The 19,855-nt window shown below is 33.9% G+C and carries 19 protein-coding genes; 12 read left to right on the top strand and 7 right to left on the bottom strand.

Annotated features, from left to right (window positions below; translation table 11 throughout):
• Window position 1: 1 nt before the first annotated feature.
• Window positions 2-979, bottom strand: a complete 978-nt coding sequence (locus H602_RS0114820; protein WP_026978712.1) for a c-type heme family protein — start codon at window positions 977-979, stop codon at window positions 2-4.
• A 246-nt stretch (window positions 980-1,225) separates the two neighbouring features.
• On the opposite strand from H602_RS0114820, the gene H602_RS0114815 reads away from it, so the two are divergent.
• The 9 genes from H602_RS0114815 (at window position 1,226) to H602_RS0114770 (ending at window position 9,443) form a co-directional block, all read left to right on the top strand.
• Entirely contained in the window at window positions 1,226-1,834 is a 609-nt protein-coding gene (locus tag H602_RS0114815) for a TetR/AcrR family transcriptional regulator (protein WP_026978711.1), read from the top strand.
• A complete protein-coding gene (locus H602_RS0114810) occupies window positions 1,831-3,078 on the top strand; it encodes a TolC family protein (RefSeq protein WP_035759752.1) in 1,248 nt (415 codons plus the stop codon). The genes H602_RS0114815 and H602_RS0114810 overlap by 4 nt, the downstream gene beginning before the upstream one ends.
• Window positions 3,079-3,115: 37 nt before the next feature.
• Window positions 3,116-3,988: an HlyD family secretion protein gene (locus tag H602_RS0114805; RefSeq protein ID WP_026978709.1), complete on the top strand. Its 873-nt coding sequence runs from the start codon at window positions 3,116-3,118 to the stop codon at window positions 3,986-3,988.
• A gap of 87 nt (window positions 3,989-4,075) precedes the next feature.
• Window positions 4,076-4,444 (top strand): cupin domain-containing protein, encoded by a 369-nt coding sequence (locus tag H602_RS0114800; RefSeq protein WP_245574953.1) that lies wholly within the window; start codon window positions 4,076-4,078, stop codon window positions 4,442-4,444.
• A gap of 87 nt (window positions 4,445-4,531) precedes the next feature.
• A complete protein-coding gene (locus H602_RS0114790) occupies window positions 4,532-5,428 on the top strand; it encodes an ABC transporter ATP-binding protein (RefSeq protein ID WP_026978707.1) in 897 nt (298 codons plus the stop codon).
• A 45-nt stretch (window positions 5,429-5,473) separates the two neighbouring features.
• Complete coding sequence (locus tag H602_RS0114785; RefSeq protein WP_084404273.1) at window positions 5,474-6,208, top strand: ABC transporter ATP-binding protein; 735 nt, start codon at window positions 5,474-5,476, stop codon at window positions 6,206-6,208.
• Window positions 6,209-6,335: 127 nt separating this feature from the next.
• Window positions 6,336-7,442 (top strand): ABC transporter permease, encoded by a 1,107-nt coding sequence (locus H602_RS0114780; RefSeq protein WP_026978705.1) that lies wholly within the window; start codon window positions 6,336-6,338, stop codon window positions 7,440-7,442.
• Window positions 7,443-7,578: 136 nt separating this feature from the next.
• The gene (locus tag H602_RS0114775) at window positions 7,579-8,703 is read left to right on the top strand and encodes an ABC transporter permease (RefSeq protein WP_026978704.1); all 1,125 of its coding nucleotides are present in this window, start codon (window positions 7,579-7,581) and stop codon (window positions 8,701-8,703) included.
• Between the two features lie 107 nt (window positions 8,704-8,810).
• Window positions 8,811-9,443, top strand: coding sequence for a nitroreductase family protein (locus H602_RS0114770; RefSeq protein ID WP_026978703.1), 633 nt, complete (start codon window positions 8,811-8,813; stop codon window positions 9,441-9,443).
• Between the two features lie 73 nt (window positions 9,444-9,516).
• On the opposite strand, the gene clpB is transcribed toward H602_RS0114770, so the two are convergent.
• Window positions 9,517-12,111 carry an ATP-dependent chaperone ClpB gene (gene clpB, locus H602_RS0114765; protein WP_026978702.1) on the bottom strand — a complete coding sequence of 865 codons (2,595 nt, stop codon included), beginning with the start codon at window positions 12,109-12,111 and terminating at the stop codon, window positions 9,517-9,519.
• A gap of 137 nt (window positions 12,112-12,248) precedes the next feature.
• On the opposite strand from clpB, the gene ytxJ reads away from it, so the two are divergent.
• Window positions 12,249-12,635: a bacillithiol system redox-active protein YtxJ gene (ytxJ, locus tag H602_RS0114760; protein ID WP_026978701.1), complete on the top strand. Its 387-nt coding sequence runs from the start codon at window positions 12,249-12,251 to the stop codon at window positions 12,633-12,635.
• 68 nt (window positions 12,636-12,703) lie between these two features.
• On the opposite strand, the gene H602_RS0114755 is transcribed toward ytxJ, so the two are convergent.
• Window positions 12,704-14,164, bottom strand: a complete 1,461-nt coding sequence (locus tag H602_RS0114755) for a nicotinate-nucleotide adenylyltransferase (RefSeq protein ID WP_026978700.1) — start codon at window positions 14,162-14,164, stop codon at window positions 12,704-12,706.
• 91 nt (window positions 14,165-14,255) lie between these two features.
• On the opposite strand from H602_RS0114755, the gene H602_RS0114750 reads away from it, so the two are divergent.
• Together H602_RS0114750 and H602_RS0114745 are read left to right on the top strand one after the other, a co-directional pair.
• Window positions 14,256-15,020 carry an MBL fold metallo-hydrolase gene (locus tag H602_RS0114750; RefSeq protein WP_026978699.1) on the top strand — a complete coding sequence of 255 codons (765 nt, stop codon included), beginning with the start codon at window positions 14,256-14,258 and terminating at the stop codon, window positions 15,018-15,020.
• A gap of 9 nt (window positions 15,021-15,029) precedes the next feature.
• Entirely contained in the window at window positions 15,030-15,533 is a 504-nt protein-coding gene (locus H602_RS0114745; RefSeq protein ID WP_026978698.1) for a hypothetical protein, read from the top strand.
• A gap of 13 nt (window positions 15,534-15,546) precedes the next feature.
• Here H602_RS0114745 and H602_RS0114740 read toward each other — a convergent pair whose 3' ends face one another.
• The 4 genes from H602_RS0114740 to H602_RS0114725 are packed head-to-tail and all read right to left on the bottom strand — an operon-like array spanning window position 15,547 to window position 19,710.
• The gene (locus H602_RS0114740) at window positions 15,547-16,206 is read right to left on the bottom strand and encodes an alpha/beta hydrolase (RefSeq protein WP_026978697.1); all 660 of its coding nucleotides are present in this window, start codon (window positions 16,204-16,206) and stop codon (window positions 15,547-15,549) included.
• A gap of 2 nt (window positions 16,207-16,208) precedes the next feature.
• The gene (locus H602_RS0114735; protein WP_026978696.1) at window positions 16,209-16,532 is read right to left on the bottom strand and encodes a membrane protein; all 324 of its coding nucleotides are present in this window, start codon (window positions 16,530-16,532) and stop codon (window positions 16,209-16,211) included.
• 2 nt (window positions 16,533-16,534) lie between these two features.
• Window positions 16,535-17,788 (bottom strand): dihydroorotase, encoded by a 1,254-nt coding sequence (locus tag H602_RS0114730; protein ID WP_026978695.1) that lies wholly within the window; start codon window positions 17,786-17,788, stop codon window positions 16,535-16,537.
• Complete coding sequence (locus tag H602_RS0114725; protein ID WP_026978694.1) at window positions 17,785-19,710, bottom strand: vWA domain-containing protein; 1,926 nt, start codon at window positions 19,708-19,710, stop codon at window positions 17,785-17,787. Before H602_RS0114725 ends, H602_RS0114730 begins: the two co-directional genes overlap by 4 nt.
• Between the last annotated feature and the right edge of the window lie 145 nt (window positions 19,711-19,855).

Raw genomic sequence — 19,855 nt, 5'->3', positions numbered from 1 at the left:
TTTAATTTTTATCAAATGTAATACTCCAAATTCCTCTAACTTCATTTTCATTGTAGTCAACAGCCAAATCGTTTGGATATAGTTTTAGTATCCGTTTCGAAACATCGGGTCTGATCTGGGTTCCATGACATTGTAAACACATTGAATTGGTTTCTATTGGATAGTAAAATTGAATTTTAGATCCTTTTTCTAATGCCACTGGCTTAATTTCTTCTTTATTGGCAGTCAATTTTTTAAAATGATTGATGTAATATAACTCCTCTGCGTTTGTTTTGTTGTTTGGGTTTCTATTCCGGTCTGAAACACGTTTAATGACTGCATTGTAATGTGTAGACATACTGTCAGTTAGTGGTATTGCTTGTACATTACAAAAATCCAAAGCAGCAATTGTCCCTTTTTGCTGAATAGCTGTCATTAAGTTTTTCCCCAGCACTTTTTTGGTTTCTAAAGCATATTCTAAACCTATGTCGGCAAAATTTGGAGCTGTGCTTGATTCTGTAAATACAATACCTGATTGCGACCAGTTTTGGTTTCCATGCGATTGCCAATGCGATTGAAACCATTGGGGTTCTTCAATTTTGTATTCGTAAAGATATGCCGCTATTTTCTCTACGCTACCTATTGGAAAATCTTGTTTTGGCATCAAACCGTGCTTTTTGACAGCACCCTTCAAAATTGCCTTATCTTTGGTTGGATTTTGTACAAACGAAGTCATTTTTTCAATAAATTCGTCCTTACTGTAGCCTTTCTTATCTATATAGTGTGCTTTTATGGCAACCATGGGAGGCGCGATTCGGCCCTGGTTTTCTGCAGCATCTGGACTATGGCACAAATAACAATGGGTTTCCATTAGTTTTTTTCCTTCTACAACAGCAGCAGTTTTTTCATCAGCGTGCGTGGAAATTTCGGTGAAGGTGGTGTTCTTTTTTTGACATCCAAAAAGGAAGAGTAACGCCGAAAGGGATAGAAAATATTTCATAGTATTTTTTATATTATTCAAAATTACAAATTAAATTTAAGTTGTAAAGTAACCAAAGTTACACAGAATCTAATCTTTTAAAAATGAATTGACTTTTTTAATTTTTACATAAAAAATTGAAAAACAATTAATTAGCTAGTTTTAATCAGGTTGTTAAAAAGAATTAATTTATTTTGTAGAAATTAATTTTATTGTGCAAAAATTATTGTAAATTTGTTAACCAAGTGGTTAAACTGTTTAGTCAAAATGAAGAAATTAGAATCCAATACAGAAGAGCTTATATTTAAAAGTGCCATTGCTATTTTCCACAAGAAAGGAATGGCGGGTGCCAGAATGCAAGAAATTGCAGATGAAGCGGGTATAAATAAAGCGATGTTGCATTATTATTTTAGGAGCAAACAGTTACTTTTTGAGGCTGTTTTTAAGAAAGCATTTATGCAATTGGCACCGCAAATTCACATCGTCTTGAATTCTGATGATGCTCTTTTTGATAAAATTGAAAATTTTACCGACAAGTACATTTCATTTGTATTGGAAAATCGTTTCTTACCCACGTTCATTATTCAAGAGCTAAATAACAACCCTGATTTTGCCGCTGATTTTTTCAGTCAGGCTGAATTTCCAAAACCCACTAAATTTTTGATCCAAATTGAAGAAGGAATTAAAAATGGAATTTTACGATCTGTAGATCCAAAACAAATAGTAGTGGATATGTTTTCCTTGTCCATATTTCCATTTGTGGGCGCTCCATTACTTCAGAAAATTTCAAATTTAAATGAAGTCGACTACAACCAACTTCTTGCAGAACGTAAAAAGCATATCACATCCTTTATTATAAATGCAATAAAAAAATGAAAAAATTAATTTTATATTATTTAATTTTTATACCCTTTTTAGGATTCTCACAGCAAAAAATAAGCTTGAAAGAGTGTTATGATTGGGCCGAAAAAAATTATCCATTAGCGAAACAAACTGATTTGATTCAACAAAAATCAACATTAGAAATTGGTGCGTTGCATAAAGCAAAATTGCCCAAGGTAGATTTGAATGCATTGGCAACCTATCAATCGGATGTTATTGGTTTACCAACATCTTTGCCTGGAATTCAGCCGATAAATAAAGATCAATATAGAGCAACTTTAGATGTAAATCAGTTGATTTATAATGGTGGAATGATCGCTGCAAATTCCAAATTAAAAGAAGCGCAAATGCAAACAGTACAGCAGCAAGTTGCCATAAATCTATATCAATTAAAATCTAGAATTAATTATGCATACATGATGATTTTGCTTTTTGAAGAGCAAAGTAAATTGTTGGTTGCAAAACAAAATACAATCAATTCAAGATTAAAAGAAGTGCATTCTGGTGTTAAAAACGGAGCTAACTTGCCGGCATCAGAACAAGTTTTAGAAGCGGAATTACTAAAGTTAGATCAAGCTTTGACGGAAAATAGTTTTCAAAGAGCTAAAGAACTTCAAAATCTAGCTAGTTTAACAACAATTGAATTTGCCGAAAATACCATTTTAGAAAATCCAAGTACTGATGTACAAGGTGCAGGTTTTCGACCAGAATTACAGTTTTTTGAATTGCAACAAGCGCAAATCGACGCTTCAAAGGAAGTGATTTCAAAATCAAATTTACCGAAACTTAGCGCATTTGGACAAGCAGGTTATGGAAATCCAGGTTTGAATATGCTTGACAATTCCTTTCAGGGATTTTATATTGTGGGTTTAAAGCTAAATTGGAATATTTTTGATTGGAATAAATCAAGAACCGATAATCAAGCTTTAGACATTGCCAAGGAAATTATTACAACCGAAAAAGATACTTTTGAAACCAATAATCAGATGCAGTTAAATGACTTACAATCTGAAATTGCTAAAATGGAAGCCATCATAAAAACGGATGCTAAAATTATTGAAATCAGGGAGAAAGTAATGAATGCTTTTGATTCGCAATTGCGAAATGGCGTGATAACTTCGTCAGAATATTTGACAGAATTAAACCAACTTTATGACTCAAAAACGAACCAAAAAATACACGAAACACAACTTGAATTAGCCAAAATTAGTTACCAAACGACATTGGGTACGAATTAGTCGAAAGTAGTAAAGTCAAAAAAAATAAAAATATATAATGAAAAATATAGTTACAATTATAATCGCATTTGTATTATTTTCTTGCAATAAAGCAGAGAACGAAGCGGATGCATATGGAAATTTTGAAGCTACAGAAGTTACGATTTCTGCAGAAGCCAATGGAAAAATTGAGTTCTTAAATCTAGATGAAGGCATGCTGCTTGAAAAAAATGTGGTGATTGGCCAAATTGATACACTGCAATTGTATTTAAACAAACAGCAGTTGCTTGCTTCTAAAAATACGATTCTATCAAAGTCAGCAAATGTTTTGTCACAACGCAATGTGGTGCAAGAACAACTGAAAACAGCCAAATTGGAACAAAGCCGAATCGAAACGATGTTCAGCGAAAGTGCTGCCACGAAACGCCAAGTAGACGAAATTTCTGGAAAAGTAAACGTATTGCAACAGCAAATTAAAAGTGTAGCAACACAAAATGCACCAATTGTAAACGAAGTACAATCGATCGACGTTCAAATTGAAAAATTAAACGACCAACTTAAAAAATCAAAAATTATAAATCCCGTTTCGGGAACTGTTTTAGCACAATATGCAGAGGCCAACGAAATCACATCGTATGGCAAACCAATCTATAAAATTGCCGATTTGTCCGAAATGACCTTGCGTGTTTATTTTAGCGAAACGCAATTGTCATCCATAAAAGTCGGACAAGAAGTAAACGTTACTATCGATGAAAAAGACGGAACAAAAACCTTTAAAGGAAAAATTTCTTGGATTGCTTCTGCGGCAGAATTTACTCCTAAAATCATTCAAACTAAGGAAGAACGGGTTAATTTGGTTTACGCTGTAAAAGTAATCGTTAAGAATGATGGAAGCTTAAAAATAGGAATGCCTGCGGAAGTAATGCTTTAGTTCAATAGCAAAGACAATATTAATTTTTTGAATCAATTTCAACAATAAAATCAATTACAATTTATATAAACAGTAAAAAGTACTACTATGAAAAAAATAATTCTCTTCGTATCCATTTTAGGATTCACCAGTTGTAAGTCTACGTCAGTTCAACAAACTACTAAAGCAATGAATTTAAAAGAATTACACACTGAGGTAAAAGACGTTCAAACGGCACTTTTATTTGCTCCATCAGAAAATAAGGTACTGTCGCTGCAAATTGCGAAAGGTAAACAATTAGCAGAACACATCACAAATGTACCAGCATTATTAGTTTGTGTATCAGGTAGCGGAAGTTATAAAGATGAAAGAGGCAAGAAGGTAAATTTAAAATCAGGCGATTATGTAAAAATCGAGCCAAACATCAAACATTGGGTGGATGCTTCTGAAAATAGCAACTTCTTGTTAATTAAGTAAATAATAACAAAAATCATCTTCAATGGCAAAAGTCAAGATCAAGTACAAAAATTGAATTTTGACATTGCCATTGTTATTGCAATTGAAATGAATATAAAAGTTCAAAACATCTCCAAATCGTACAATAAAATCAAAGCAGTTGACGCGGTAACTTTTGAAGTAAATTCAGGAGAATTGTTTGGATTGATTGGTCCTGATGGTGCTGGAAAAACAACCATTTTCAGAATACTAACAACACTTTTAATGCCTGATGAAGGAAATGCAACTGTTGCTGAATATGACGTAGTTGCAGATTATAAAGCCATTCGGAGTTCCGTGGGTTATATGCCGGGGAAGTTTTCACTGTACCAAGATTTGACAGTTGAAGAAAATCTTGAATTTTTTGCCACCATTTTTGGAACTACACTTGCTGAAAATTATGCCTTAATTGCAGACATTTATATTCAACTTGAACCTTTCAAAGACAGAAGAGCAGGAGCATTGTCTGGTGGAATGAAGCAGAAATTAGCATTGTGTTGTGCATTGATTCACGCACCAAAAGTTTTGTTTTTAGATGAACCGACAACAGGTGTTGACCCAGTTTCTCGAAAAGAATTTTGGCAAATGCTGAAACGATTGCAGCTAAAAGGAATTACCATTTTAGTTTCTACACCTTACATGGATGAAGCTTCCTTATGTGATAGAATTGCGTTGATACAAAAAGGAAAAATATTAAAAATTGATGCTCCACAAGTAATAACAGCTAATTATGAAAAACTAATTTATGATATTCAGTCTAAAAATACACACGGATTAATTCATGATTTGAAAAATTATTCAAGTCATTATAGTGTTTATGCTTTTGGAGAATTCATTCATTACATTGATAAAAATGTTGATTTTAAACCAGAAGATTTACAACAGTATTTGGAAGAAAAAAATCATTCGGACATTATAATAAAAAAAGCAGAAACAACTATTGAAGATGTATTTATGGACTTGTAATTATCCTACATGGTTTTCGAAACCTTGCAGGTATCTATCATTATTATGAACAAAGAAAAAATCATACAAGTAGAAAAACTCACCAAAACATTTGGCAATTTCACTGCAGTGAAAGGCATTACGTTTGATGTTTACAAAGGAGAAATTTTTGGATTTCTAGGAGCTAATGGTGCAGGCAAAACTACGGCGATGAAAATGCTGATTGGTATCTCAAATCCTACTTCAGGAAAAGCGATTGTTGCTGGATTAGATGTTGCTACGCAATCCGATTTAGTAAAGATGAATATTGGGTACATGAGTCAGAAATTTTCTTTGTACGATGATTTAACGGTAAATGAAAACATTACGTTTTTCGGTGGAATTTACGGCTTATCGCGGAAGCAGATTAAAGAAAAGTCGATTCAATTAGTTGAAGAACTAGAAATGCAAAATGTAGCCAATAATTTAGTGGGTGCACTGCCATTGGGTTGGAAGCAGAAGCTGTCGTTTTCGGTAGCTTTGCTGCATGAGCCAAAAATTGTTTTTTTAGACGAACCCACTGGAGGTGTTGATCCCATTACCAGAAGGCAATTTTGGGAAATGATTTATACACAAGCCCACAAAGGAACTACAATTTTTGTAACCACGCATTATATGGACGAAGCCGAATATTGCGACCGCGTTTCTATAATGGTTGACGGCGTGATCGAAGCCTTGGATACGCCAAAAAACCTAAAACAACAATTCAAGGTAAATTCAATGAATGATGTGTTTTTGAAGTTGGCGCGGAATATAGAATAGTAATAAGATTTTAAAAGAGTATGGATTTTACTGATTTCTCAAATTTCTTAAATCTGTTTTCCTAAAAATTAAAACATTGCGAAGATCGCGTAAACCTTTGCGGACTTTACTGTTAAAAATTGAAAAAATGAAAAGATTCATCGGTTTTGTAAGGAAAGAATTCTATCACATTTTTCGTGACAAACGTTCTATGTTCATTCTTTTTGGAATGCCGATAGCACAAATTATGTTGTTCGGTTTTGCCATAACAAACGAAATTAATAACGTTAAAATTGCCGTTCTAGACAAGTCAAAAGATACTGAAACGCAAAAGATTATTCAAAAAATCAGCAATTCTACCTATTTTGATATCGAACAAGAATTAAGTTCAGAATCACAAATTGAAGCGGTTTTTAAAAGAGGTAAAGTAAAGGCGGTTTTGGTTTTTGAGAATGATTTTATCAAACAATTGCAAACCGAAAAAAATGCAAAAGTGCAGGTAATTACGGATGCTACGGATCCCAATATTGCTAATACAATTTCTAATTATGTTACTGCAATGTTGCAAAATTACATGCAAGACAAAAATAAAATCAACAATCAAAAGCATCAAATAGAAACGCAAACACAACTATTTTACAACCCAGAACTGAAAAGTGTTTTCACCTTTGTTCCAGGAGTTATGACTGTTATTTTAATGTTGGTTTCGGCTATGATGACGTCTATTTCAATTACTAGAGAAAAGGAAATGGGAACGATGGAAGTGTTACTGGTTTCGCCCATTAAACCGATTCAAGTAATTATTGGAAAAGTGTTTCCGTACATTTTTTTGTCCATTATTAACGCAGCAGTGATTTTACTTTTAGGCTATTTTGTTTTTAAAATGCCTATTGAAGGCAGTTTATTTTTATTGGCTGTTGAAAGTGTGTTGTTTATTATCTGTGCCTTGAGCCTCGGTATTTTGATTTCAACTTTGTCCAATTCGCAACAAACCGCTATGATGATATCGCTTTTTGGCTTGATGTTGCCTGTCATATTACTGTCTGGATTCATCTTTCCCATTTCGAGTATGCCTTTGCCATTGCAAATCATCAGTAACATTATTCCCGCAAAATGGTTTATTATCATTATAAAAGCAATCATGCTCAAAGGTGCAGGATTTTCTATAATTTGGAAAGAAACGCTGATTCTCGTAGGAATGACTCTGTTGTTTATATCAGTTAGTATTAAAAAGTACAAAATCAGATTAGAGTAGGAGATACCACTAATAATTTCAAATATCAATGATAATAGAAAATCCGTATCAAAAAAGAGTATTAAAATTGCTCTATTTTCTCAAATCGGTGTTCCAAAATTAATTATCTCAACACTTCCATCTTAATACTCGCAATGTGAAAATAATTCTATTCATAATTCAAAAAGAGTTCAAGCAAATTTTTAGAAATAAAAGTATGCTTCCTATTATATTTATTTTGCCTTTACTGCAATTGGTCATTTTATCAAATGCTGCAAGTTTTGAAGTAAAAAATATTAAATTTTCATATGTTGATCACGATCATTCAGCCGCTTCTCGCGAGTTGATCCGTACATTTCAATCATCCGATTATTTTGATATAATTGCCGAATTTCCAAGTAAAAAAGAAGCCAACCTTCAAATGCAAAAAGGAAATGTAGACGTAATTCTGGAAATCCCAATTCATTTTGAACGCAATTTAATAAAACAAAATTATACCAATCTTTCAGTGAGCATTAATGCGATTGATGGAGCAGCTGCTGGAGTTTCAAATGTGTATATCACACAAATTATATCGAGTTTTAATCAATCCATAAAAATGCGATTGCAAATCTATAATCAAGGTAACGAAGTACAGCCTGAAAACATTCTTACTATTCCATCGTTTTGGTACAACAAAAATCTAAATTATAAAATCTTTATGGTACCCGGAATTTTAGTTTTAATTGTAACTATGTTGTCTTTATTCTTGTCATCCATGAACATTGTTCGCGAAAAGGAAATGGGTACTTTAGAACAGATTAATGTAACTCCCATTAAAAAACACCAATTCATCATCGGGAAATTATTTCCATTTTGGATTTTAGGCTTAGTAATTTTAACTGTCGGGTTGATTATTGCCAAAGTACTCTTTAACGTTCCGATTTTAGGAAATATTTTTTTGATATACTTATTTACTTCCATTTATCTAATTCTTATTTTAGGCATCGGATTATTCATTTCCAATCATACCGAGACCCAACAACAAGCGATGTTTATTGCGTGGTTTTTTACGGTGATTTTTATCTTAATGAGTGGACTTTTTACACCAATTGAAAGCATGCCAAGTTGGGCTCAAAAAGTAACGTTATTAAATCCTATTCGCTATTTTGTTGAAGTCATAAGAATGGTTATGCTAAAAGGAGCAGGGTTTAATGATATAAAAAGTCAATTAGTAATAATTGCAATTTATGCTTTCGCAATTAATGGTTTTGCCGTTTGGAGTTATAAAAAAACGAATTAGTGATGCAATAATTATTTTTTATTTAATATAATTTTAAATCTCCCATCTCTAAAAGTTTTGTATTTTTAAAAAACAGAGAATAATATTAATTGTATAAAACTAAATCTATGTCATTAATAGAAGATTTGAATTGGCGCCACGCCACAAAAGCTTACCTTCCAGAGAAAAAAGTAAGTGAAGAAAACCTTACTAAAATTTTAGAAGCAACTCGTTTAGCGCCAACATCATCAGGTTTGCAGCAATTTAGAGTGATCGTTGTTGAAGATAAAGAGTTGCGTAAAAAACTAGCTATAGGATCGCTTAATCCAGAATGTATGGTGGAAGCGTCTTGCGTTTTAGTATTTGCCGCTTGGGATGAATACACACCAGAAAGAATTGATGCAATTTACGATAGAACTACAGAAGAACGAAATTTGCCCAAAGGTCGTTTTGACTCATACACGGACAAACTTAAAGAAATGTATGCAAAACAGCCTAAAGAAGAACACTTTATTCATGCCGCTAAACAATCCTATATTGGTTTAGGAATGGCTTTGGCGCAAGCTGCCGAACTTAAAATTGATTCTACGCCTGCGGAAGGATTTGATAATAAATTGGTGGATACTGTTTTAGGATTACCAGAAAAAGGGCTGAAAAGTGTTTGCCTTCTTTACGTTGGTTATAGTGACAAAGAGCGCGATTGGTTGGCTACAATGAAAAAAGTGCGAAATCCAATGGATGTCTTTACCATTAGAATGTAAGAATAATTTCTAAAAAAATAAATCCGTCTCGAAAACACATTTTCGAGACGGATTTTTATCTTAAAACAAGTTGTTATTGATTTCTGAAAACCAATTTTCCATCAAAGGCATCAAGTAAAATAATACTTTCTGTCGAAATTGTACTGCTCAAAATCTCTTTCGATAATGGATTTAATACATCTCTTTGAATTACTCTTTTCACAGGTCTGGCGCCAAATTCAGCATCAAAACCTTTTTCTGATAAGTAAGCTACAGCTTCGGGAGTTGCATCAAAAGTGATTCCTTGTAAACCCAACATCTTGCTTACTGATTTCAATTGTAATCCAACAATTTTTTGGATATTACTTTGAGTCAAAGGTGTAAACATCACGATTTCGTCAATTCTGTTGATGAATTCTGGTCGAACCGTCTGTTTCAATAATGACAACACTTCAACTTTAGCTTCTTCAATAGCTTGATCAAGTCCTTTTTTAAGGTTTTCCTTTTCAAATTTTTCTTGAATAATTGCACTTCCCATATTCGAAGTCATGATGATAATCGCATTTTTAAAATCAGCGAGACGCCCTTTATTATCGGTCAATCGACCTTCATCCAAGACTTGTAACAATATATTAAAGGTGTCTGGATGCGCTTTTTCTATTTCATCTAAAAGAATTACAGAATACGGTTTTCTTCGAACGGCTTCTGTCAATTGTCCACCTTCATCATAACCTACATATCCCGGAGGTGCTCCAACCAATCGACTCACGCTGTGGCGTTCTTGATATTCACTCATGTCAATTCGCGTCATTGCATTTTCATCATCAAATAAATATTCAGCCAGTGCTTTTGCTAATTCTGTTTTTCCAACTCCTGTTGTGCCTAAAAATAAAAACGTTCCGACAGGTTTTTTCAAATCTTGCAATCCAGCACGACTTCTTCGAACGGCATCTGAGACCGCTTCAATCGCTTCTTCTTGACCTACAACACGCAAATGCAATTCGTTTTCTAAATTCAGCAATTTTTCACGTTCACCTTGTAACATTTTCATGACTGGAATACCGGTCCATTTTGCTACCACTTCAGCAATATCTTCACGGGTTACTTCTTCTTTGATCAAAGAATGTTCGTTCTGATTTTCTGCCAAATCTTTTTGTAATTCATCCAAACGCTCCTGCGTTTCCTTCATTTTTCCGTACCGAATTTCCGCTACTTTTCCGTAATCGCCTTCACGTTCTGCTTTTTCAGCTTCAAATTTTAAGTCTTCAATTTCTGTTTTTACCGTTTGAATGTTATCTACAACGTCCTTTTCGCTTTTCCATTTGGTAAAAATGATGTTACGATCTTCTTTTAAATTGGCCAAATCCAGATGCAATACTTTGAGTTTATTTTCGTCATTCTCACGTTTTATCGCTTCAATTTCAATTTCTAATTGCATGATTTTTCGATCCAAAACATCTAATTCCTCTGGTTTTGAATTGATTTCCATACGTAATTTGGAAGCCGCTTCGTCCATCAAGTCAATCGCTTTATCTGGAAGAAATCGGTTAGTAATATAACGTTGCGAAAGTTCTACGGCTGCAATAATTGCATCGTCTTTGATACGAACTTTGTGATGTGTTTCATATTTTTCTTTAATCCCACGTAAAATTGAAATGGCACTTTCTGTGTCCGGTTCATCCACCATCACTTTTTGGAAACGACGTTCTAACGCTTTGTCTTTTTCAAAATACTTTTGGTATTCATCTAAAGTTGTTGCACCAATTGCTCTTAATTCGCCACGGGCTAAAGCCGGTTTTAGAATATTTGCCGCATCCATCGCGCCATCACCACCTCCAGCACCAACTAAGGTATGGATTTCATCAATAAATAAAACAATGTCGCCTTCGGCAGAAGTTACTTCTTTGACCACTGATTTTAAGCGTTCTTCAAATTCTCCCTTAAATTTTGCTCCGGCAATTAAAGCGCCCATATCTAAAGAAAAAACAATTTTGTCTTTTAAGTTATCAGGAACGTCGCCATCTACAATTCTGTGTGCTAAACCTTCGGCAATGGCGGTTTTACCAACTCCAGGTTCTCCTACTAACATCGGATTGTTTTTGGTTCTCCTAGTTAAAATCTGTAAAACCCGTCTGATTTCTTCATCACGACCAATTACAGGATCTAGTTTTCCGTTTCGCGCCAATTCATTTAAGTTCTGGGCATATTTATTTAGCGCATTGTAAGTTTCCTCAGCAGATTGCGAAGTTACCCGTTCACCTTTGCGCAATTCTTCAATGGCACTTTCTAGAGCTTTTTTAGTAACGCCTTGGTCTTTTAACGCTTGAGCTACTTTACTTTTAGATTGAAAAATGGCTAAAATTAAATGCTCTATGGAAACGTATTCGTCATTTCCTTTTTTAGCAATAATTTCTGCTTCATTCAGTGTTGCATTTGCTTCACGCGAAAGATTGATATCGCCACCAGAAACTTTAGGAAATGATTCAATCATTCTATCCAAAATCTGCTTGAATAAATCAACGTTAACATTGAGTTTTTTAAGTAGGTAAGGCGCCACATTTTCATCTACTTCAAAAATACCTTTCAAAATGTGTTCATTCTCAATCTGTTGTTGCCCGTTTATTTGCGTTAACATTTGCGCTTTTTGAATCGCCTCTTGAGATTTGATTGTAAAATTGTTAATGTTCATATGTTGTGTATTATAATTAAATTAATATTTTTTAACTTTGATAATAGAACGTCAATTTATAGTCCAATGTGAATTTAGCGCCAAATTGCTAGATACGACTTTGAATTTAATGACAAATTGGCATAAAAAATGACAAAATGGGTATATTTGGAGGAATGTTTGGAAAAAGTGAAGAGAAACCATCTTCAAAATTAGATTGGAAATATCTAGAATCAATGGAAGACTTGGATGCTGCAGAACAAGCATCGAAGGAGAAGACAGTAGTATTGTTTAAACACAGTACGCGATGCAGTATCAGTCGTTTTGTATTAAAACAGTTTGAAAACACCTACGGTATTCCGGCAGATCAAATGGATATTTATTTTTTGGATTTAATAGAATACCGTCCCATTTCGAATGCAATAGCAGAACGCTTTGGAGTAACGCATCAATCGCCTCAAATGATTGTTTTAAAACAAGGAAAAGCGGTTTATGATGCTTCACACGACAGTATAGATGCAGGATCACTGCAACAATTTGTATAGTTAATTGTCCAAAAAAAAATCTCCAAAACTTACTAAAGTGTTGGAGATTTTTATTTTAACGTTCAATCTTAGCTTGTTTTTTCAAGCGTTTTAGTTTCACCAAAGCCAAACAAATGGTGTTGCTTTATAATTTCTGCAATACCTCTTGGAAGCATTTCCTCCCAACCGGGTTTTCCTTTGCTGATCATTTTAAGCACTTCACGAGAGAAAATTTGCAAATCTTCATTATCAATGTCTTCTATGTCAATTACTTTTCCATTGAATTTAAAGAATTTATACAATTCTTTCATTCTAGGATGCACTTTTAGATTCTCTGATGTAATTAGAGTTCCTTCTTCGTCAAGCATAGGGTACAAAAATACTTTTAAATCTCTGTAAAATAACTTTCCGAAAGCTTCTAGAATTCCACCGCTCAAGTGACGGTAATATTTCTCGTCAAAAATATCGATTAAATTATTTACACCCATGGCTAATCCCATACGCGCTTTGGTGTAATTGGAGAAGTATTCTACTACTTTATAATATTCCTGAAAATTTGAAATCATCACGGTATGACCTAATGAGCAAAGCAATTCTGCTCGATCCATGAAATCACGTTCATCAATTTCACCTTCAGATCGCAGATTAGACAGCGTAATTTCAAAAATTACTAACGTATTTTTTTCATCCACCTTATTTTCTTCAATAAACATTTTATATGATTTTTCATACATATCAATATTTACTTTGGTAACTGGACGGAAACTTCCTCGTAAAGCAAGGATATTTTTTTTATATAAAATGGAGGCTGGTAAAATGTTTTGCCCCTCAGGGTTGAACATTACTGCATCAGTCATTCCATTTTTTACCAATTGTAAACTCATCAATCGATTGTCTACATCTGCAAATAAAGGTCCGGAGAAATTTATGGTATCAATTTCCAATTGGTCTTTATCCAAATGATCGTATAAGTAGCGAAGCAATCTTTTAGGATCGTTATACTTATAATAAGCACCATAAATCAAGTTCACACCTAAAACACCTAAAGTTTCTTGTTGCAAACGTGCATCCATTTCCTTAAAACGGATGTGGATTATAATTTCATTGTATTCTTGACTGGCGTCCAATTGATACTTAATTCCAACCCAACCGTGTCCTTTAAATTGCTTGGCAAAGTCGATAGTAGCAACCGTATTCGCATAGCTAAAAAACATTTTATGAGGATGCTTCTCTCTATTTAAACGAGCTTCAATTAAGTTGACTTCGTGCGAAAGCATTTTCTTCAAACGACTTTCTGTTACATATCTTCCGTCTTCTTCAACTCCATAGACCGCATCACTAAAATCTTTGTCATAAGCCGACATTGCTTTTGCAATTGTACCTGATGAACCACCCGTTCTAAAGAAGTGTCGTACGGTTTCTTGACCCGCACCAATTTCAGCAAACGTGCCGTAAATGTTTTCGTTCAAATTAATTCGAAGCGCTTTGTCTTTTATAGAAGGAATTTGTTCGATGACTCTATCACCTTTCAATATTATTTCAGTATCCATGAAAATAAGTTGCATTTTAGTAGATACAAAGTTAACAAAATAGGCCGTTAATGAACCAATTTTATCTTATTTTTGCATAAAATTATTACTTTTGAACGTTTATTTTTTAGGTACAGGAACTTCTCAAGGCATTCCAGTTATTGGATGTACAGATGCGGTATGTAATAGTTTGGATTCGAGAGATAAACGGCTCAGAGTTGCTGTTTGGGTCTACAATGAAAACTTTTCAATCGTAATTGATTGTGGTCCCGATTTCCGTATGCAGATGTTAGCCTCAGGTTGCAACCGAATGGATGCTTTACTTTTTACACACGAACATGCAGATCATACCGCGGGATTGGATGATATTCGTCCCTTTTATTTTAAACAAGGGGATATTCCAGTTTATGGTCATCCGCGGGTTTTAGAAAATTTGGCGCGACGTTTTGATTACATATTTACAACCGAAAATAAATATCCTGGAGCTCCTTCTGTTCTTCCAATTGCAGTGGATAAGAACGAACCATTTTCAATTCTCAATCAAGCTGTTATTCCAATCAATGCGTGTCATGGTGGTTTGCAAGTTTTTGGATATCGAATTGGGGATTTTGCCTATTTGACTGATGTCAAAACCATTGAAGAAGCGGAAATTGAGAAGATAAAGGGTGTCAAAGTTTTAGTCATTAACGTACTGCGAAAGGAACCACATCCGACGCATTTTAATTTAGAAGAAGCACTTGCCTTTATTGAAAAAGTACAGCCTGAAAAAACCTATTTTACACACGTTAGTCATAATTTCGGTTTTCACGAAACAATTGAATCCGAACTGCCGCCGAATGTTTTTGTGGCTTATGATAATTTAGAAATTACTATTTAATTATTTTATATGAAAAAATCAATTCTACTTTACCTTGTAGTTTTAGCTGGTTTATTTAATGTTTTTACGTACGCTTGGTTTACAAAAGATCAGAAATTTGAAAAAGAGCGCTATGAAAAGTTGGACAAAAAAATGCACGATTCTATTCAAGTTTTGAACAACAATTTATTTGACGCTGATTATTTTTCTCTGGAAACCAATGACAATGCACAAAATTATTTTGAAGATAAAACCACAGGCGAATTTCTAGCTCATCAGAAGTTGATTCCTTTTCTTAAAGACCAATTAGTAGCTTTTAATGATCAACCAGACGGAAATCCATACACAGGATTTGATAAAATTTCAGAACGAAAATTTATTATAAATAAAGTAAAAGTGCTCAACCACCGTTGGATTATTGCTGATTTTAATAATGGTACAACTTGGGGAGAAGTACTTATAAAGTATTTTATCAACGACGATAAAACCGTTTCCTTTGAAGTTGCAGAAACAGTGATTTACCCAAAACGCTAAAAAAAAAAAGTTCCTAAATGGAACTTTTTGTTTTTTGTAACCAATTCTTTAAATCGGCAAAGTTTTGTGGAGCAACGCCGTGACCTACTTCATATTCTTGATAGGTATTTGGTATGGCCAAAGCATTTAAAATTCCAGGTGCTTTTCTAGCCCAACTTGCCGGAATTACTTGATCAACAGAGCCGTGTGATACAAATATTTGTAAATTAGAGAAATCGTTATTTCTGTAATCTTTAGCTATAATTTCTTCATTGATGTAACCGCTTAATGCAATTACCCTTTGTACTTTTTCAGGATAGGAAAGTGCCACAGCATAACTTAAGATGGTTCCTTGGCTGAAACCTAATAATGCAACTTGCTTTGCATCTATTGGGTAGTTTAGGACTAATTCGTCAATAAATGTCGCTATTAGATCTCGTGATGCTACAGCTTGCACATCATCAGAAAATTTGTTTTGATTTCCATCAAAATTGATTGCGTACCATGCATAACTTCCATATTGCAAGTCATAAGGCGCTCGCGCCGCGATAACATAATATTCGTCAGGAAGCTCGCTTGCAAAAGAAAATAAATCTTGTTCATTGCTACCGTAACCATGCAATAATAAGATCAAAGGATTTTTTTCGGCTTTTATCTTTGGTTCTCTTATAAGGTATTCTAATGTTAATTTCATGCTTAATTAATTCCTTTAAATAATTTTTGATAAAGTGGTCCAACAAGCGGCACCAATCGGGCTTTCCCTTCTAAAGCGCCTAAAAATCCGTACATCCAAAGTACAAATATAAACACCCAAAAGGCAGAGGTAATCATCCAGCTGTTAAAATATCCGATGATGTATCCAAAGCCAAAAAAGGTTATAAAAATTCCCAATGATTGTCTGACATGAAAAGCGGCAAATGTGTTTTTAGCATCACTATTCATCGTTGCAGCTACAATTGTACCTATTATAGTAATATAACTTATAGTTGCTATTTTTTTTCCTTCTTGAATCGTATCCATAGTTATGCTAAAACGAGTTGATTATTATTGTAAATTCCATGTGCTTTACCTTGCAATTCTGTGCCAAGGAAAGCACTATTTTTTGATTTTGATAAAATGTCAGATTTTGAAAAAGTGTAATTAACTTTTGCAGAAAACAATGAAATATTTGCAGGTTTATCAATTTCAATTGCTTGTTCGATTCCTAAAAACAAGGACCTTCCTGCTGTTAATTTTTCGATGATGTCTTCAATTGGCAAAACAGTCATTAAAGCGCCAAAAGCAGATTCTAGACCTATAGTTCCATTTTTTGCCAAGTCAAATTCCATTTTCTTGTGTTCAATGTCCATCGGATTGTGGTCCGAAGTGATCACATCAATTGTACCGTCTTTTACTGCTTCAATTAATGCGAGTCGGTCGCTTTCAATTCGTAAAGGAGGCGAAACTTTAAATCGTGTGTCAAATGTTTCCAGTTTTTGATCGGTTAAAACCAAATGATGTACCGAAACGCTGCATGTTACATTCAAGCCTTTCGCTTTGGCCTCTCGAATTAACTGAGCTGACTTTGCCGTAGAAATAGTTGGAATGTGCATTTTTCCGCCGGTATATTCAAGGACAAATAAATTTTTGACAATTTGCAATTCTTCGGCTAAAGCGGGAATTCCTTTTAAGCCCAATCGAGTGGAAACAATTCCTTCATTCACAACGCCCGAACCTTTAATTGTTGAATCTTGCGAAAAGGCAATGACCAATGCATCAAAGTCGGCGGCATATTGCAACGCAATCTTTAATAAATTAGAGTTGTCAATAGTTGAATTGTAATCGCCAAATGCAACAGCTCCAGCATTTTTCATATCAAATAATTCCGCTAAATCTTTTCCATCGCTATTCTTTGTAAGCGCTCCAATAGGATACAGTGACGTTGCAAATCCATTGCTTTTTAATTTTACAAAATTAATTTGTGACTGATTATCAATACTAGGAGTGGAATTGGGTTGGAGTGCTACACCTGTAAAACCACTTCTTGCTGCTACGTTTAACCCGTTGGCAATGGTTTCTCGATCTTCAAAACCGGGTTCTCCAAAGCAGACACTTGTATCAAACCAACCGGTAGAAATATGTAAATCGGGTAATGCAATTTCTTGTATATTGTTTGGATTTCCGAGACTTTTGTCAATTGATTTAATAATCCCATCCGTAATCTCAACATCCATAATTTGGTTGTGAAAGACACTTTTAGCATCAATTATTTTTGCTTTTCGCAGGATTACATTCATTTTACAAATTTTTGAATAAACAATTCCGTGATTAATAAAAGTAAGGTCAAAACAGCAAACCATTTCCAAATTTCATTATTGGTGCGATTGGTTTGTAAAGTATCGATGATGGATTCTATTGATGTTGCAACGTTATAGTTACTCAAATTAACAACAGCATCATTTAAATTACTTTCAGTTCGCGGATAATTAAAACTTATATTTTGCAGTATTTTTTCATTTTGGTAGATGCCATAATTTCCAGATTCGGATGGAGCATTGTCAAAAGTCAGCAGCACTTTATTGTTTTTAATTTGCTGCGAAGGTACAAAATCCGTTGCTTCCGATGAATTACTTTTACGGACTTTTAAAATCTCCTCTTTCTGTAATTTTGCGTCAACAGTTAATGCATTTTCAAATCCGATTTGCATTGCAGAAATTCCAGAGCGATTTGAATTTTGCGCCATATTATAAAAAGTAGGAACGATTAAAGGCGAATTCTGAAAATTACCATTTTCCTTATTCAAAGGTGCGGCAAAAACAAACACTTTTCCAATTGCAGAAAGAAATGGCGCTTCGTCTTCAAAACGTAAGACTGGAGCTGCAGTTGTGTTTACACGGAAATAATTATTTACGGATGGAAACTGAAAATTAGTCACATTTTTTTCAAAAACATTTTTAAATAATGGATGTGAAAAAGAGATTTTGGTAATCAACTTTTTGGTATTTTCAATTTTAGAATAGTGAATGGTCCCAACACTTCTAAACCAATTATTTAATTCTTCTACATTGGATGCTGCAGAAGGAATAAAAATGATGTTGCCGTCTTTTTTGGCAAAATCAGTAAGCGTAGTTTGCAAGGATTGTGGAATCGAAGAAAGTTCATTGACAATAATAACCTCTTGCTTTTCCAATAGATTATAATTTAAGGCAGTAAGTTCAACATTTACATAATTAAATTCTGATTCCGTATAAATCTTGGATAAAAATGTACTTTTATCGGTTGCTCCAATGCTTAATACATTGATTTTTTTTGGTTCCGAAATACTGAAATAGAGTTGATTGTCGTAGGTAAGCGCGTTGTCATCAATGGATGCAAAACCGTTAAACGCTAGTTTAGGAAGTGTGAAGAATACAACTTTTTTTGCAGTTTCAAATTTAACAACTGATTTTGCAATGAGTTTACTCTCGTTGTAAATCCCGAGAGGTATTTCGGTTTTTTCGGTGGCGTAGTTGGTCAACTGAATTCCAACTTCATAGAATTTATCGGTGGTTTCTTTGATAAAAACACTGTCAATGGAGATGTTGGCTTTCTTCTCTGCTTGTAGTGGAATTACAAAAGTATTAAACGCACTATTTATTTTATCTAACGCATTTGCATCCGCATTAATAAAATCAGAAATGATGATAATGTCCTTTTGGAATGGCGACTTTTTAGATTTAATTTGAGAAAGCACTTGGTTCAAAGAAAATTCGGAAGCACTATACTCTAAATTTTGAATTTCTTTCTGTATTGATTTTACATCTGTTTCCCAGTAATTTTCGGTGCTTGTGAGGAGCGAAAAGTTTTGATTTTCAGGAAGGTGCTGCTGTAAATCTTCCATGACTCTTTTTAATAATGGGCCGTTCTGGCCTTGAGCTTGCATACTAAACGAATTATCAACTAAGATATAAGTTTCATTTGTACTTGCATTTTCGTCTTTGGCGGCAAAAAAAGGTTGTGCAAAGGCAAAAATCAACGCTGTTAAAATTAAAAGACGGGTAGCTAATAAAAGCCATTTCTTGATTTGTGAACTTTTGCGGGTTTGAAGACTTAATTCCTTTAAAAATTGAACATTGGTAAAATATTCCTTCTTAAATCGACGCAATTGGAATAAATGAACCAAAATTGGAATAAGCAATAGGAATAAAAAATAAAGAATTTCGGGATTTTTAAATTGCATTCTACCTTATAGTTTACTTAAATGGGTTTTTTCAGAAAAGCAACTGAATTTTGTGTGTCAAAAATACTACTTTTTATTTTGTAGGCTTGCAAAATTAATTGAAAATCATAAAAAGAGTAAATGTTCGTTAATAATCATTCGGAAT

Origin of the sequence: Flavobacterium tegetincola DSM 22377 (genome assembly GCF_000425485.1) — a bacterium.
Taxonomy (GTDB): domain Bacteria; phylum Bacteroidota; class Bacteroidia; order Flavobacteriales; family Flavobacteriaceae; genus Flavobacterium; species Flavobacterium tegetincola.
Note: the sequence above shows the minus strand (reverse complement) of the source record. Positions and strands in the feature narration are given on the sequence as shown.

Excerpts from the sequence above, each read along its gene's own strand:
- H602_RS0114820 (WP_026978712.1), bottom strand. The coding sequence starts at position 979 with ATGAAATATTTTCTATCCCTTTCGGCGTTACTCTTCCTTTTTGGATGT.
- H602_RS0114815 (WP_026978711.1), top strand. The coding sequence starts at position 1,226 with ATGAAGAAATTAGAATCCAATACAGAAGAGCTTATATTTAAAAGTGCC.
- H602_RS0114810 (WP_035759752.1), top strand. The coding sequence starts at position 1,831 with ATGAAAAAATTAATTTTATATTATTTAATTTTTATACCCTTTTTAGGA.
- H602_RS0114805 (WP_026978709.1), top strand. The coding sequence starts at position 3,116 with ATGAAAAATATAGTTACAATTATAATCGCATTTGTATTATTTTCTTGC.
- H602_RS0114800 (WP_245574953.1), top strand. The coding sequence starts at position 4,076 with ATGAAAAAAATAATTCTCTTCGTATCCATTTTAGGATTCACCAGTTGT.
- H602_RS0114790 (WP_026978707.1), top strand. The coding sequence starts at position 4,532 with ATGAATATAAAAGTTCAAAACATCTCCAAATCGTACAATAAAATCAAA.
- H602_RS0114785 (WP_084404273.1), top strand. The coding sequence starts at position 5,474 with ATGAACAAAGAAAAAATCATACAAGTAGAAAAACTCACCAAAACATTT.
- H602_RS0114780 (WP_026978705.1), top strand. The coding sequence starts at position 6,336 with ATGAAAAGATTCATCGGTTTTGTAAGGAAAGAATTCTATCACATTTTT.
- H602_RS0114770 (WP_026978703.1), top strand. The coding sequence starts at position 8,811 with ATGTCATTAATAGAAGATTTGAATTGGCGCCACGCCACAAAAGCTTAC.
- clpB (WP_026978702.1), bottom strand. The coding sequence starts at position 12,111 with ATGAACATTAACAATTTTACAATCAAATCTCAAGAGGCGATTCAAAAA.
- ytxJ (WP_026978701.1), top strand. The coding sequence starts at position 12,249 with ATGGGTATATTTGGAGGAATGTTTGGAAAAAGTGAAGAGAAACCATCT.
- H602_RS0114755 (WP_026978700.1), bottom strand. The coding sequence starts at position 14,164 with ATGGATACTGAAATAATATTGAAAGGTGATAGAGTCATCGAACAAATT.
- H602_RS0114745 (WP_026978698.1), top strand. The coding sequence starts at position 15,030 with ATGAAAAAATCAATTCTACTTTACCTTGTAGTTTTAGCTGGTTTATTT.
- H602_RS0114740 (WP_026978697.1), bottom strand. The coding sequence starts at position 16,206 with ATGAAATTAACATTAGAATACCTTATAAGAGAACCAAAGATAAAAGCC.
- H602_RS0114735 (WP_026978696.1), bottom strand. The coding sequence starts at position 16,532 with ATGGATACGATTCAAGAAGGAAAAAAAATAGCAACTATAAGTTATATT.
- H602_RS0114730 (WP_026978695.1), bottom strand. The coding sequence starts at position 17,788 with ATGAATGTAATCCTGCGAAAAGCAAAAATAATTGATGCTAAAAGTGTC.
- H602_RS0114725 (WP_026978694.1), bottom strand. The coding sequence starts at position 19,710 with ATGCAATTTAAAAATCCCGAAATTCTTTATTTTTTATTCCTATTGCTT.